This is a genomic window from Arthrobacter arabinosi, assembly GCF_054511115.1.
The window spans coordinates 169733-183503 of the sequence record NZ_JBTNDF010000005.1 but is presented as its reverse complement, the minus strand read 5'-3'; the positions used below and the strand labels follow the sequence as shown (position 1 = coordinate 183503).

14 protein-coding genes are annotated in these 13771 nt (G+C 70.4%); 11 read left to right on the top strand and 3 right to left on the bottom strand.

Annotated elements, in window-relative coordinates:
- Nucleotides 1-68 precede the first annotated feature (68 nt).
- From fbaA to ACX80P_RS13815, 4 genes are all read left to right on the top strand, one after another.
- Nucleotides 69-1088: a class II fructose-bisphosphate aldolase gene (gene fbaA, locus ACX80P_RS13830; protein ID WP_459278683.1), complete on the top strand. Its 1020-nt coding sequence runs from the start codon at nt 69-71 to the stop codon at nt 1086-1088.
- A 4-nt stretch (nt 1089-1092) separates the two neighbouring features.
- Nucleotides 1093-1512, top strand: coding sequence for a DUF3151 domain-containing protein (locus tag ACX80P_RS13825; RefSeq protein ID WP_459278682.1), 420 nt, complete (start codon nt 1093-1095; stop codon nt 1510-1512).
- Nucleotides 1513-1716: 204 nt separating this feature from the next.
- Nucleotides 1717-1920 (top strand): helix-turn-helix domain-containing protein, encoded by a 204-nt coding sequence (locus ACX80P_RS13820; RefSeq protein ID WP_459278681.1) that lies wholly within the window; start codon nt 1717-1719, stop codon nt 1918-1920.
- 20 nt (nt 1921-1940) lie between these two features.
- Nucleotides 1941-2879 carry an oxygenase MpaB family protein gene (locus ACX80P_RS13815; RefSeq protein ID WP_459278680.1) on the top strand — a complete coding sequence of 313 codons (939 nt, stop codon included), beginning with the start codon at nt 1941-1943 and terminating at the stop codon, nt 2877-2879.
- Here ACX80P_RS13815 and ACX80P_RS13810 read toward each other — a convergent pair.
- Nucleotides 2848-3450: a hypothetical protein gene (locus ACX80P_RS13810; protein ID WP_459278679.1), complete on the bottom strand. Its 603-nt coding sequence runs from the start codon at nt 3448-3450 to the stop codon at nt 2848-2850. The two genes, ACX80P_RS13815 and ACX80P_RS13810, sit on opposite strands and share 32 nt — an antisense overlap.
- Nucleotides 3451-3695: 245 nt before the next feature.
- Between ACX80P_RS13810 and ACX80P_RS13805 the strand changes: the two genes are divergently transcribed.
- Nucleotides 3696-4982, top strand: coding sequence for an adenylosuccinate synthase (locus ACX80P_RS13805; protein WP_459278678.1), 1287 nt, complete (start codon nt 3696-3698; stop codon nt 4980-4982).
- An 83-nt stretch (nt 4983-5065) separates the two neighbouring features.
- Here the strand turns inward: ACX80P_RS13805 and ACX80P_RS13800 are convergent, their stop codons facing one another.
- Nucleotides 5066-5839, bottom strand: coding sequence for a SurA N-terminal domain-containing protein (locus ACX80P_RS13800; RefSeq protein WP_459278677.1), 774 nt, complete (start codon nt 5837-5839; stop codon nt 5066-5068).
- An 87-nt stretch (nt 5840-5926) separates the two neighbouring features.
- Nucleotides 5927-6433, bottom strand: a complete 507-nt coding sequence (locus tag ACX80P_RS13795) for a DUF427 domain-containing protein (protein WP_459278676.1) — start codon at nt 6431-6433, stop codon at nt 5927-5929.
- Nucleotides 6434-6514: 81 nt separating this feature from the next.
- On the opposite strand from ACX80P_RS13795, the gene ACX80P_RS13790 reads away from it, so the two are divergent.
- From ACX80P_RS13790 to chvE, 6 genes are all read left to right on the top strand, one after another.
- Nucleotides 6515-7321, top strand: coding sequence for a carbon-nitrogen hydrolase family protein (locus ACX80P_RS13790; RefSeq protein ID WP_459278675.1), 807 nt, complete (start codon nt 6515-6517; stop codon nt 7319-7321).
- Nucleotides 7305-8381: a LacI family DNA-binding transcriptional regulator gene (locus ACX80P_RS13785; RefSeq protein ID WP_459278674.1), complete on the top strand. Its 1077-nt coding sequence runs from the start codon at nt 7305-7307 to the stop codon at nt 8379-8381. The genes ACX80P_RS13790 and ACX80P_RS13785 overlap by 17 nt, the downstream gene beginning before the upstream one ends.
- Before the next feature lie 164 nt (nt 8382-8545).
- Nucleotides 8546-10264, top strand: a complete 1719-nt coding sequence (gene araB / locus ACX80P_RS13780) for a ribulokinase (protein ID WP_459278673.1) — start codon at nt 8546-8548, stop codon at nt 10262-10264.
- Nucleotides 10261-10989 carry an L-ribulose-5-phosphate 4-epimerase gene (locus ACX80P_RS13775; RefSeq protein ID WP_459278672.1) on the top strand — a complete coding sequence of 243 codons (729 nt, stop codon included), beginning with the start codon at nt 10261-10263 and terminating at the stop codon, nt 10987-10989. Before araB ends, ACX80P_RS13775 begins: the two co-directional genes overlap by 4 nt.
- A complete protein-coding gene (araA, locus tag ACX80P_RS13770) occupies nt 10986-12500 on the top strand; it encodes an L-arabinose isomerase (RefSeq protein WP_459278671.1) in 1515 nt (504 codons plus the stop codon). The genes ACX80P_RS13775 and araA overlap by 4 nt, the downstream gene beginning before the upstream one ends.
- 59 nt (nt 12501-12559) lie before the next feature.
- On the top strand, nt 12560-13678 hold the full coding sequence (gene chvE / locus ACX80P_RS13765) for a multiple monosaccharide ABC transporter substrate-binding protein (RefSeq protein ID WP_459278670.1): 1119 nt from the start codon (nt 12560-12562) through the stop codon (nt 13676-13678).
- Nucleotides 13679-13771: the final 93 nt, after the last annotated feature.

Sequence of the window (13771 nt, the reverse complement as noted above, 5' to 3'; positions counted from 1 at the left end):
CCCTGCACACGGGAGGTCCGCTCGCTAGGATGAGGCGAAGCACTCACCACCACGAAGGAGTCCTCAGCATGCCTATTGCAACCCCTGATGTTTACGCCGAGATGATCGACCGCGCGAAGGCGGGCGGCTTCGCGTTCCCGGCCGTGAACGTGACCTCCTCGCAGACCCTCAACGCCGCGATGCGCGGCTTCGCCGAGGCGGGCTCCGACGGCATCGTGCAGGTCTCCACGGGCGGTGCGGCGTACTGGTCCGGGGCGAGCGTGAAGGACATGGTCGCCGGTTCGCTCGGCTTCGCGGCCTTCGCGAAGGAGGTGGCGAAGAACTACGACGTCAACATCGCCCTCCACACCGACCACTGCCCGAAGGACAAGCTCGACGACTTCGTGCTGCCCCTGCTCGCCGCGTCCGAGGAGGCCGTGAAGAACGGCCGCGACCCCGTCTTCAACTCCCACATGTGGGACGGTTCGGCGGAGACCCTCGAGGAGAACCTCAGGATCGCCCGCGAGCTGCTGCCCCGCGCCGCGGCGGCGAAGATCATCCTCGAGGTCGAGATCGGCACCGTCGGCGGCGAGGAGGACGGCGTGGAGAACGCCATCAACGACAAGCTGTACACCACGGTCGAGGACGCCCTCGCGACCATCGACGCCCTGGGCGCCGGGGAGCACGGCCGCTACATCACCGCCCTGACCTTCGGGAACGTGCACGGCGTGTACAAGCCCGGCGGGGTGAAGCTGCGCCCGGAGATCCTCAAGGAGATCCAGGACAAGGTGGGCCAGAAGCTCGGCAAGGACAAGCCGTTCGACCTCGTCTTCCACGGCGGCTCCGGGTCCTCGGACCAGGAGATCGCGGATGCCGTCTCCTACGGCGTCATCAAGATGAACATCGACACGGACACCCAGTACGCGTTCACGCGTCCGGTCGCGGACCACATGCTGCGCAACTACGACGGCGTCCTGAAGGTCGACGGCGAGGTCGGCAACAAGAAGACCTACGACCCCCGCGTGTGGGGTGCCGCGGCCGAGGCCGGCCTCGCCGCCCGCGTCGTCGAGGCCGCCGCGTCCCTCGGCTCCGCCGGCAAGAAGCTCTAGCGCCGTGTCGGACGAGTTCCGCAAGAACCTGCTGGGCCCGGAGCCCACCCTCCTCCCCGAGGAGCCCGACGTCGTCGCGCGCCTCGCCGCCGGCGACGAGGCGGTGGACCTCGCCGCCCAGCACCCGACGTCGTCGCTCGTGTGGGCCATCCTCGCGGACGAGGCATACGCCGACGGCCGGACGATCGAGTCCTACGCCTACGCGCGCACCGGTTATCACCGCGGCCTCGACGCGCTGCGGCGCAGCGGCTGGCGCGGGGCCGGACCCATCCCGTACTCGCACGAGCCGAACCGCGGTTTCCTCAGGGCACTCTTCGCCCTGGGCCGGGCCGCGGCCTCCATCGGCGAGATCGAGGAAGCCGAGCGGATCGCGGCATTCCTCCGGGAATCCGACCCCGAGGCCAGCGCGCAGCTCGCAGGCTGACCGTCCCGACCGGGAGCACGGACCTGACGGGTCCCGCTACGGCGGGCCCGTCCTGTCCGTGCTCCCGGGCGGGCGTGCAGGGTAGCCCTACTCGGACGCGGTCACCATAAACGAGTAGCGCGGGTGCTTGTGCCGTTGTTACCAACGCGACCAGTGTTAAAGCCTCCACACATCGTGGTGAGGCGGATGGGAGCAGTGGTGAACATGGCTACAAATGTGAGTACCAGTGAGCTGTACACGGTGGCGGAGGTCGCCGCCATGATGCGGGTCTCGAAGATGACCGTCTACCGCCTGGTGCAGGCCGGGACGATCCACAGCATCCGGTTCGGACGCTCGTACCGGGTGCCTCAGAGCGCGGTCCGGGAGTACATCGACTCGACGAATTCCGGGTCCGACTACACCATCTGAACCACTTCGGACAGGACAGCATGCGGGGCCTTGCCCGGTTCTTCCCTCCTGCGCCCGATCCCGGGACCGACGGAGATGTCGGTCTCTTCGGCCCGGGTTCGACGGCGTGGCGCATCGCCTCCGAGCGGCTGGTCATGGCGGGCGGCCCGACCGCCCTCCTGCTGCAGGTCGCCCATCCGCTGGTCGGCGAGGGTGTACGGGCGCACAGCGGCTTCGCCTCCGATCCGCTGCAGCGGCTGCGCGGAACGCTCGACGCCGTGCTCATGGTCACGTTCGGGGACCGTGAGCAGGTCCGCGCGGCGGCCGGTCATGTGGCGCGGAAGCACCGCCCGGTCACGGGGACCCTGCCCGAACCCAGCGCGTCGATGCCCGCCGGCACGCCCTACAGCGCCACCGACCCCGGACTCGCGCTGTGGGTGTTCGCGACGCTCGTGTGGACGGCCCTCCAGGTGACGGACCGCTTCCTGCGGCCGACGACGCCGGGGGAACGCGAGGCCTACTACCGGGACATGACACGCCTGGGCCACTTCTTCGGCGTGACGGACGCCGTCCTGCCCGAGGACTACCGCGGCCTCGAACGCTACGTCGACGAGCAGGTCCGGGTCACGCTCGCCGCTGGTCCCACGGCCCGCCTGATCGCCCGGCAGATCCTCACGCCGGAGCGGCCGATCGTGCCGGTGCTGCTCCGGCCGCTGCCCTCCATCCTTGCGGCGGGCATCCTGCCGGCGAGTCTGCGGGAGGACTACGGGCTGCCGTGGCGGCGTCGTGAACGCCTGGTGTTCGCCGTCCTCCGGCGGTGCACGCGGCTGGTGGTGCCCCTGCTGCCCGCGAGGGCCCGCTACTGGCCGCACTACCGCATGGCCCGTGACCGCGTGAGGCCGAACCGCGCACGACGCCGCACCCGGGGGCCGGACCGCGCGCGACCGGTCACCCCGCGGGGCGGCGGATCGTCGTCGTGACCGTCACCAGCTGCGGGCGGGGCGGCGCCGAGCTGAAGCCGAACCGGACGGGCGGGCTCACGGGGGCCAGGGCGCCGAGGTCGGCCCCGCGCCATGACGCCGTCACGTCATCGACGGCCCGGGCGGAGGTGACGCCGTAGTACTCGGTGCGGCCCTGGCCGGCGGACCCGGCCGTCGCGACGCCCGTCACCAGCAGCGAGGCCACCGGGTTGATCAGCGCGAGCCACCGAGGATGCGTGGCGAGGCGCCGGGGGACCAGGCCGAGGAGGCGCCCGAGCAGCGTCACGCCCCCGAGCCCGGCGAGGACATGCAACTCGCCCGCGTCGACGACGAGCCGCCCGCCCGCCAGCGCCGAGGTGACGGGGGTGAGCACGACGTCGTCGAACGCGTACGTGGCCCCGACGTAGTCGGCGACCTCCGCCGTGGGCGCGAGGAGCGTCCGCCGCCCTGCCGCGTCCTCCATCATGACGTCGGTGAAGGAGCCGAAGGGCGAGGTGTCCCACCGGCCGATCACCAGGCGCGTACCCGAGGCGGTGCCGATACCGGCGATGTGTCCTTCGAAGCGGTCCATGCCCCCATTGTGCCCGCGGGCGCCCGGTGGCGTACCGGGCGCCTGCGGGCCGCGGCGGCAGCCGCAACGGAACCGCAACCGTTCCGGACCACGCTTTGTGGGCACGTCCGGAGCCCCTCGGCTAAACTCGGACGGTAAGAGCCCCAGTGGCCGCGCCCCGTGCGTGGCCGGTTGGGGCGTTCTGATGCACGGCGTACTTTCCGCGGTCGCGCGGGAGGAACCCGTACCGAATGGGGGAGGATCCCATGCCAGCAATCGTCATTGTCGGAGCCCAATGGGGCGACGAAGGTAAGGGCAAGGCCACTGACCTGCTGGGCGGCCGGGTCGACTACGTCGTGAAGCCGAACGGCGGCAACAACGCCGGGCACACCGTGGTCGTCAACGGCGAGAAGTACGAGCTGAAGCTCCTTCCCGCCGGTATCCTCAGCCCGAACGCCGTCCCGATCATCGGGAACGGCTGCGTCATCAACCTCGAGGCGCTCTTCGAGGAGATCGACGGGCTCGAGGCCCGCGGCGCGGACACCTCGAAGCTCCGCGTCTCCGCCAACGCCCACCTCGTGGCCCCCTACCACCAGGTCCTCGACAAGGTCACCGAACGCTTCCTGGGCAAGCGGGCGATCGGCACCACGGGCCGTGGCATCGGCCCCGCCTACATGGACAAGGTGGCCCGCCTCGGCATCCGCGTGCAGGACGTCTTCGACGAGTCGATCCTGCGGCAGAAGGTCGAGGGTTCCCTCAAGCAGAAGAACGAACTGCTGGTCAAGGTCTACAACCGCCGCGACGTCGAGGTCGAGGAGGTCGTCGCGTACTTCCTGTCCTTCGCCGAGCGGCTGCGGCCCCTCGTCATCGACTCCACGTTCGTGCTCAACGAGGCCCTCGACGCCGGCAAGGTGGTCCTCATGGAGGGCGGCCAGGCGACGTTCCTGGACGTCGACCACGGCACCTACCCGTTCGTGACGTCGTCGAACCCCACCGCCGGTGGCGCGTCCGTGGGTTCGGGGATCGGCCCCACGCGTATCTCCCGCTCGATCGGCATCATCAAGGCGTACACGACCCGCGTGGGTGCGGGCCCCTTCCCCACGGAGCTGTTCGACGAGATGGGCCTGCACCTGCAGAAGACGGGCGGGGAGTTCGGCGTCAACACCGGCCGGCCACGCCGGTGCGGCTGGTACGACGCCGTGCTGGCGCGCCACGCGTCGCGCGTCAACGGCTTCACCGACTACTTCGTCACCAAGCTCGACGTCCTCACGGGGATCGAGAGCATCCCCGTGTGCGTGGCGTACGACGTCGACGGGGTCCGGCACGACGAGATGCCCATGACGCAGACCGAGTTCCACCACGCGAAGCCGATCTTCGAGTACTTCGACGGCTGGACCGAGGACATCACGGGTGCCCGGACCATCGGGGACCTGCCCGACAACGCGCAGACCTACGTGCGGGCGCTCGAGAAGCTGTCGGGCACCCGGTTCTCGGCCATCGGCGTCGGCCCGGACCGCGACCAGACCATCGTCGTCAACGACCTCATCAGCTAGCCGGGCCTGATACCCCGGACGCGACGGCGGCCCCCTTCGTCCTGCGAGGGGGTCGCCGTCGTACGCGGGGGAGGTGCCGGGGGCTACAGGTTGACGGTGATGTCCGCGCCCTCACGGAGCTGCGCGATCAGGGCCTGGGCCGCCTCCGACGTCTTGCCGCCCTCGAGCTGCTCCACGATCTCGTCGCGCACCTCCTCGAGCGGGGGGAGCGGCGTCGCGGTGGCACCGCCGGCCTGCTGCTGGGCCGTGGCGGCGTCGTAGGCGTCCTGGATCTCCTGGTCGGTGGGCGTCGTGTCGCCGGCCTCGTCCGCGAGCAGGGCGTCCAGCTTCACCTGGTCGCCGAGCTGCGAGTCGAACTCGGCGTCGTCGAGCCCCTGCTTCGAGAAGGCGTCGCGCAGCTCGTCCTCGGAGCCCAGCCGGCTGGTCTCGAGGAGTCCGTCGATCGCCGCGGTGCGTGCCTCGGGGGTGACCTCGATGCCGCGCTCGTCCGCCTCCTGGCGCAGCAGCTCTGTGCTCACGAGGTTGTCCGCGACGGTCGTCCTCAGCAGGTCCTGGTCCACCTCCTGGCCGCCGGCCTGCGCCTGGGCGGCCGCCTGCGGGAACTGGCCCTCGTAGGCCGTCGTGAACTCGTCCTTCCCGATCTCGGTGCCGTTGACGACCGCGACGACGTCGGGGAGGCCCTCGAGGTCCGGCTCCGGCTGGGCTGCTGCCGACTCGTCCGCGGCGGGCGCCGTGCTCGACGACGCCGTGCCCTCGGGTTCGTCCCCCGCGGCACCGCAGCCGCCGAGGACCGCGATGGAGCCGACGAACGCGGCTGCGAGCAGGCGCCGGCCCAGGTGTGTTCCCTTGATGGTCATGCTGAGCCTCGCCTTGCCTTGCGTGCGGTGGTCAGCCTGCAACGATAGCCCAGGGACCTGACCGTCCGCTGGGCACCCCCTCCGGCGCTACCAGCCCCAGGTCCCGGCGCCGCCCTTGAAGGGCCCGACGATCGCCGCGGTGATCCATCCCCCGTAGAAGTCGCCGTCCTGGGCCCGGACCCGCTCGCCGTCGACGGTGCACTCGTCCATCCGCGACGGGTAGAGGGCCGCTCGCGTGGACAGGTCCTCGTACCCCCGCACCGGAGCAGGGTAGGTCCAGGCACCGCGGGGGCTCCGCGCGCTCCCGGCGACGACGTCGAAATAGCGTGCGGCACCCTTGAACTCGCAGTGCGTGGTGCCGTCGACGGGGACCAGGGCCCCGGGTACGAATTCCACGATCGGCAGGTAGTAGACCGGGGGGTGGCTGGTCTCGAGGACCCGGACGGCGTCGTCCGTGCTGATGAGGAGCCGCCCGCCGAAGCACACCTCGATCCTCGCCGTCGTGCGTTCCACCCGCGGCGGCCTCGGGTAGTCCCACACCGATTCCTGGCCGGGGCCTGGCTCCACGCGCTGTCTCCTCACCGGATTCCTCATGGGGAGAAGGCTACTCCGGCGTGCTGGACGGGAGTCTGTACGCTGGACGGACAGGCATGACATACACGTGAGGGCGGGAACATGTTGGTCAGCGTTGGTCAGTTCAGGCCGGGCGGGGACGCCGCGGCGAATCTCGCGGTGATGCGGGACCTCGCGGGCGAGGCCGCGGCCGAGGGGTCGGAGCTCATCGTGTTCCCCGAGGAGTCGATGTTCTCGGTCGGCCTCGTCGAGGGCTCCCTCCAGCAGGCCGTGGAGTCCACCTGGAGCTCCTTCGTCCAGCAGCTGTCCTTCATCGCGGCGGAGCACTCCATCGCCGTCGTCGCCGGAGGGTACGAGCCCAGCGGCGAGGATCGGCCGTTCAACACGCTCGTCCTCGTCGACGCGACCGGCCGGATCGTGGACACGTACCGGAAGCTGCACCTGTACGACGCCTTCAGCTACTCCGAGTCCACGCGCATCAAGCCGGGCGACGGCGGCATCACGGTGGCCCGGATCGGTGGCCTCGGGGTGGGGCTCATGACCTGCTACGACCTCCGGTTCCCCGAGCAGGCGCGGGCGCTCGTCGACGCCGGCGCCGACCTCATCTGCGTGCCCGCCGCGTGGTTCAAGGGTGAGCACAAGATCGATCACTGGGAGACCCTGCTCAAGGCGCGCGCCATCGAGAACACCGTATGGATGGCCGCCGCCGGGACCTCCAGCAGCCACACGATCGGACACTCCGCCGTGATCGACCCCATGGGAGACCCGAGGGTGCACCTCGAGGACGAGGAACGCGGCGTCGTCACCACCGAGGTGACGCGGCGCAGGGTCGACGATGTCCGCGAGTTCCTGCCCGTCCTGCGGAACAGGCGCTTCGCGCGCAACGAGACCGTTGTCGACGCCCACTGACGCGGGCCCCTCCCACCCCGCGGCGGCGCGGCCCCCGGAACCGGGCCGAGCGCCCAACATCCGGGACGTCGCCCGGCGGGCCGGCGTCTCCCACCAGACCGTCTCCCGGGTGATCAACGGCCACCCCAGTCTTCGCGCCGGGACGCGCGACCGCGTCCTGGCCGCGATGGAGGAGCTCAAGTTCCGGCCCAACCGGGCGGCCCGGGCGCTCGTGACCAGCCGCTCCACCACGATCGGCGTGCTCGTCAGCAAGGGCTTCGAGTACGGCCCCGCGGCGACCCTGCAGGCCGTCGACAGCGCCGCGCGCGAGGCCGGCTACGCCGTGGACGTGGCGCACCTCGACGACGTCGACGGCGGCTCGATCCGCTCGGCCCTGGACCGGCTGCTGGCCCACCGCGTGGACGGCCTCGTCATCCTGGCACCGCAGGCACGGACCTTCGGGGAGATCGACCGCCTGTCCATCACCCTGCCGTTCGTGACGGTGCACTCCGCCCGGGCCCGCGACGACCATCGGCTGTCCGTCGACCAGTCCGGGGGAGCCGTCCTCGCGACCCGGCACCTGCTCCACCTGGGACACCGGCGGATCGCCCATATCGCCGGGCCCGACGGCTGGTTCGAGACGGATGCCCGCGTGCGAGGCTACCGCAGCGAGATGGAGGCGTGGGGCCTCGCACCCGAGCCCCTCCTCTCCGGGACGTGGACCGCGGAGTCCGGCTACCGCGCCGGGCTCGCCCTGGTCGAGGACCCCGGTATCACGGCGGTCTTCTCCTCGAACGACCAGATGGCGCTCGGCTTGATGCACGCCTTCCGCGAGCAGGGGCGTCGGGTGCCGGAGGACCTCAGCGTGGTGGGCTTCGACGACGTCCCCGAGGCCGCCCACTACTGCCCTCCGCTCACCACGGTGCGTCAGGATTTCCCCGAACTCGGCCGGCGCTGCGTCGCCCGGCTGCTCGGGCTGATCGGCGAGCCGGCGGCACCGATGACCGGGCCGGACGGGGCGGCCGCGGACGTGCGCCCCGAACTCGTGATCCGGGCGTCCACGGCCCGCCACCCCGGCTGACGCGCCCGCGCCTGCGGCGCGTCCCTGCACACCCATTGACACACCCCACCGGCGGGGCCCTACACTGGGGACCGCCGATGTGAACGGTCACATGACCGATCGCGTAGCTCCCGATCCGCCCGGGCACTGCCAGCAGTCCCCAGAAGAACAACGAGGTCCTTCCCTTGAGCGATTCCACCCCGCGCGCCTCCGCGTCGACCAGGGAAGCCGGCAGGCCCACCTATGTCATCGGCGTCGACTACGGCACCCTGTCCGGACGCGCCGTCGTCGTCCGCGTCTCCGACGGCGCCGAACTCGGCGCCTCGACGCTCGAGTACCCGCACGCCGTCATGGACACCACCCTCGCAGCCACGGGGGACCACCTCCCGCCGGAGTGGGCCCTGCAGGTGCCCTCCGACTACGTCGACGTCCTCCGCACCGCGGTACCGGCCGCCGTGGCGGAGGCGGGGATCGACCCGCAGGACGTCATCGGCATCGCCACCGACTTCACCGCCTGCACCATGGTGCCCACCCTCGCGGACGGCACTCCGCTGAACGAGGTGCCCGGCTACGAAGGACGTCCGCACGCCTACGTGAAGCTGTGGAAGCACCACGCCGCGCAGGGCCAGGCCAACCGCATCAACGAACTCGCCGCCGAACGCGGCGAGGCCTGGCTGCCCCGGTACGGAGGCCTCATCTCGAGCGAATGGGAGTTCGCCAAGGGCCTGCAGCTGCTCGAGGAGGACCCGGAGCTGTACGACCTCATGGACCACTGGGTGGAGGCCGCCGACTGGATCGTCTGGCAGCTCACGGGGCAGTACGTGCGCAACGCCTGCACGGCCGGATACAAGGGCATTTACCAGGACGGCGCCTACCCGTCCGACGACTTCCTCGCGGCCCTCAACCCCGACTTCGCCGGCTTCGCCCGCGAGAAGGTGGACCACACCATCGGTGCCCTCGCCTCGAGGGCGGGCTCGCTCTCGGAGGAGGCCGCCGGCTGGACCGGGCTGCCCGCGGGCATCGCCGTCGCCGTCGGGAACGTGGACGCGCACGTCACCGCCCCCGCCGCCCAGGCCACCGACCCCGGCCAGATGGTGGCCATCATGGGAACCTCGACCTGCCACGTCATGAACTCGGACCGGCTGAGCGAGGTTCCCGGCATGTGCGGCGTCGTGGACGGCGGCATCGTGGAGGGCTTCTACGGCTACGAGGCCGGCCAGTCCGGCGTCGGGGACATCTTCGCGTGGTTCGTGGCCAACCAGGTGCCCGGCGAGATCAAGGAGGCCGCCACCGCCCGGGGCCTGAGCGTGCACGAGTACCTGACCGAACAGGCGCAGACCGAACCCGTGGGGGCGCACGGACTGGTGGCCCTCGACTGGCATTCCGGGAACCGCTCGGTCCTCGTGGACCACGAGCTCTCCGGTACCATCGTGGGCCTCACCCTCGCCACGAGGCCGCACGAGGTCTACCGTGCACTGCTGGAATCGACGGCGTTCGGCACCCGGAAGATCGTCGAGACCTTCAACGCCTCCGGCGTGCCCGTCACGGAGTTCGTGGCCGCCGGCGGACTCATCCGCAACCCGTTCCTCATGCAGGTCTACGCCGACGTGCTGAACATGCCCCTCTCGGTGATCGGCAGTTCCCAGGGCCCGGCCCTCGGGTCCGCGATCCACGCCGCCGTGGCGGCCGGAGCCTACGAGGACATCCACGCCGCGGCCGCTGCGATGGGCCACCTGAACCGTGCCGCCTACACGCCCGACCCGGAGCGTGCCGTCGCCTACGACGCCCTGTACCGCGAGTACACCGAACTGCACGACTACTTCGGCCGCGGCACCAACGACGTCATGCACCGGCTCAAAGCCCTGCGCCGAACGGCCCGCACCCCGCAGGGGGTGTCGGCATGAGCCCTGTGTCCCCGGCTCCCTTCAGCCCCGAGGTCGAGGCGGCCATCGCCGCCGTCCGGAAGGACGTCGCCGCACTGCACGCCGAACTCGTGCGCTACGGGCTCGTGGTGTGGACCGGTGGGAACGTCTCCGGCCGCGTGCCCGGAGCCGACCTCTTCGTCATCAAGCCCTCCGGCGTCGGTTACGACGAGCTGACGCCGGAGAACCAGATCCTGTGCGATCTCGACGGCAACGTCATCGCGGGCAGCCCCGGGTCGGAGCGGTCGCCGTCGAGCGACACGGCGGCACACGCCTACGTGTACCGCAACATGCCCGACGTCGGAGGCGTGGTGCACACGCACTCCACCTACGCCGTCGCGTGGGCAGCGCGCGGGGAATCCATCCCGTGCGTGATCACGGCCATGGCGGACGAGTTCGGCGGGGAGATCCCGGTGGGCCCGTTCGCGATCATCGGCGACGACTCGATCGGCCGCGGCATCGTGGAGACACTGACCGGTCACCGCTCCCGCGGCGTGCTGATGAAGAGCCACGGCCCCTTCACGATCGGCAACGACGCGAAGGACGCCGTCAAGGCCGCCGTCATGCTCGAGGACGTCGCCCGCACCGTCCACATCTCACGGCAGCTCGGTGCACCCGCAGGGATCCAGCCCGAGCACATCGACTCACTCTTCGACCGCTACCAGAACGTGTACGGTCAGCCCACCACCCCAGGAGCCCTCGCATGAGCCCCCTCAGCACGACCCTCGACACCTACGAAGTCTGGTTCCTCACCGGGAGCCAGGATCTCTACGGCGAGGAGACGCTCCAGCAGGTCGCCGAGCAGTCGCAGGAGATCGTCAGGATCCTCGGCGACGCGGGGCTGCCCGTGAAGGTGGTCTGGAAGCCGACGCTCAAGGATTCCGCCTCCATCCGGCGCATGGCTCTCGAGGTCAACGCCGCGGACGACGCGATCGGCGTGATCGCCTGGATGCACACGTTCAGCCCGGCGAAGATGTGGATCGCAGGGCTCGACGCGCTCCGCAAGCCCCTGCTGCACCTGCACACGCAGATCAACGTGGCGCTTCCGTGGGGCGAGATCGACTTCGACTTCATGAACCTCAACCAGGCGGCCCACGGCGACCGCGAGTTCGGGTACATCCAGTCGCGCCTCGGCGTGCCTCGGAAGACCGTCGTCGGGCACGTCTCCAGCCCCGAGGTCTGCGCGAAGGTGGCCTCGTGGCAGCGCGCCGCCGCCGGCTGGGCCGCCGTGCACGAGCTGAAGGTCGCCCGCTTCGGCGACAACATGCGCAACGTCGCCGTGACCGAGGGGGACAAGACCGAGGCCGAGCTGCGCTTCGGCGTCTCGATCAACACGTGGGGCGTCAACGACCTCGTCGCCGCCGTCGAGGCGCAGTCGGAGGCCGACGTCGACGCCCTCGTGGCCGAGTACGAGGAGACGTACGACGTCGTCCCCGAGCTGCGTCGCGGCGGGGAGCGCCACGAGTCCCTGCGGTACGGGGCCCGGCAGGAGCTCGGGCTGCTGTCCTTCCTCGAGGACGGCGGGTTCGGCGCCTTCACCACCAACTTCGAGGACCTCGGCGCGCTGCGGCAGCTGCCGGGCCTCGCCGTCCAGCGGCTGATGGCACGCGGCTACGGCTTCGGCGCCGAGGGCGACTGGAAGACCGCCGTCCTGGTGCGCGCCGCGAAGGTGATGGGTGCGGGACTGCCCGGTGGCGCCTCCCTCATGGAGGACTACACGTACCACCTGGTACCGGGGGAGGAGAAGATCCTCGGGGCGCACATGCTCGAGATCTGCCCCACCCTGACCACGTCGAAGCCCTCCCTGGAGGTGCACCCGCTGGGGATCGGCGGCAAGGAGGACCCGGTGCGCCTGGTGTTCGACACGGACGCCGGCGCCGGTGTCGTCGTGGCGATGTCCGACATGCGCGACCGCTTCCGCCTGACCGCCAACGCCGTCGAGATCGTCCCGCCGGACGCCCCGCTCCCCAACCTGCCCGTCGCCCGTGCCGTGTGGAAGCCGGAGCCGAGCCTGGAGACCTCCGCGGCGGCGTGGCTCAGCGCCGGGGCCGCACACCACACCGTCCTCACCACCGCCGTGGGCCTCGAGGTGTTCGAGGATTTCGCGGACATCGCAGAGGTCGAACTGCTGCGGATCGACGCCGACACGACGCTCCGGGCGTTCCAGCGCGAACTGCGATGGAACGCCGCGTACTACAGACTGGCCCAGAAGCTCTAGGACACCCCTTCCCGAAAGCCGGCAACGCTGCCGGAAACCACTCACAAGAAAGATCCACCATGAATCGGAAATACCTGGCCGGCATCGCGGCTGCCAGCATCCTGACGCTCAGCCTCACCGCCTGTGGTGGAAGCCGGGGCGGCGGCGGCGAAGCCGCAGCAGAGGGCGGATCCAACGAGGGCGCGAAGATCGGTGTCGCCATGCCGACGCAGCAGTCCGAGCGCTGGATCGCCGACGGCGAGAACGTGAAGAGCCAGCTGGAGGACCTCGGCTACGAGGTGGACCTGCAGTTCGCGAACGACGACATCCCCACGCAGGTCTCCCAGATCGAGAACATGATCAACGGGGGCGTCAAGGCCCTCGTCATCGCCTCGATCGACGGCACCACCCTCACGAGCGTCCTCGACCAGGCCGAGTCCCAGGACATCCCGGTCATCGCCTACGACCGGCTCATCAACGAATCCGACACCGTGGACTACTACACGACCTTCGACAACGAGGAGGTCGGTGTCCAGCAGGCCACGTCACTGCTCACCGGCCTCGGCGTCCTCGACGCCGAGGGCAACGAGACGGGCGAGAAGGGTCCCTTCGACGTCGAGCTCTTCGCCGGCAGCCCGGACGACAACAACGCCACGTTCTTCTGGGACGGCGCCATGAAGACCCTGCAGCCCTACCTGGACAGCGGTGTGCTGCGTGTGCCCAGCGGCCAGACCGACTTCGAGCAGGCTGCGATCCTCCGCTGGCTGCCCGACACTGCCCAGGACCGGATGGAGGACCTCCTCACGGTCGGCGGCGGCGAGCGCCTCGAGGGCGTCCTGTCGCCGTACGACGGCCTGTCGATCGGCATCATCTCGGCCCTGACCTCCGGAGGGTACTCGGCCGACGAGCTGCCCGTCGTCACCGGCCAGGACGCCGAGGTCGGCTCGATGAAGTCCATCATCGCCGGCGAGCAGTACTCGACGATCTTCAAGGACGTCCGCGAGCTCGGCAAGCAGGCCGTGACGATGGTGGACGCCCTCATGAAGGGCGAGGAGCCCGAGGTGAACGACACCGAGACGTACGACAACGGGGTCAAGGTGGTCCCCTCCTACCTGCTCGAGTCCGAGATCGTCACGGTGGACAACTACGAGGCAGCGCTCGTCGAGACCGGCTACTACACCGAGGACGAGCTCAAGTAGGCGTCCGGCAGTAATCCCGACCCGTAGCCCCGGACCATCCTGGTCCGGGGCTGCGGGTCCCCTCGCCCGGCCGTCGCCGGGACTTCCACTCAC

Coding starts and splice junctions, on each gene's coding strand:
- fbaA (WP_459278683.1), top strand. CDS start 69: ATGCCTATTGCAACCCCTGATGTTTACGCCGAGATGATCGACCGCGCG.
- ACX80P_RS13820 (WP_459278681.1), top strand. CDS start 1,717: ATGGCTACAAATGTGAGTACCAGTGAGCTGTACACGGTGGCGGAGGTC.
- ACX80P_RS13815 (WP_459278680.1), top strand. CDS start 1,941: ATGCGGGGCCTTGCCCGGTTCTTCCCTCCTGCGCCCGATCCCGGGACC.
- ACX80P_RS13810 (WP_459278679.1), bottom strand. CDS start 3,450: ATGGACCGCTTCGAAGGACACATCGCCGGTATCGGCACCGCCTCGGGT.
- ACX80P_RS13805 (WP_459278678.1), top strand. CDS start 3,696: ATGCCAGCAATCGTCATTGTCGGAGCCCAATGGGGCGACGAAGGTAAG.
- ACX80P_RS13800 (WP_459278677.1), bottom strand. CDS start 5,839: ATGACCATCAAGGGAACACACCTGGGCCGGCGCCTGCTCGCAGCCGCG.
- ACX80P_RS13795 (WP_459278676.1), bottom strand. CDS start 6,433: ATGAGGAATCCGGTGAGGAGACAGCGCGTGGAGCCAGGCCCCGGCCAG.
- ACX80P_RS13790 (WP_459278675.1), top strand. CDS start 6,515: ATGTTGGTCAGCGTTGGTCAGTTCAGGCCGGGCGGGGACGCCGCGGCG.
- ACX80P_RS13775 (WP_459278672.1), top strand. CDS start 10,261: ATGAGCCCTGTGTCCCCGGCTCCCTTCAGCCCCGAGGTCGAGGCGGCC.
- araA (WP_459278671.1), top strand. CDS start 10,986: ATGAGCCCCCTCAGCACGACCCTCGACACCTACGAAGTCTGGTTCCTC.
- chvE (WP_459278670.1), top strand. CDS start 12,560: ATGAATCGGAAATACCTGGCCGGCATCGCGGCTGCCAGCATCCTGACG.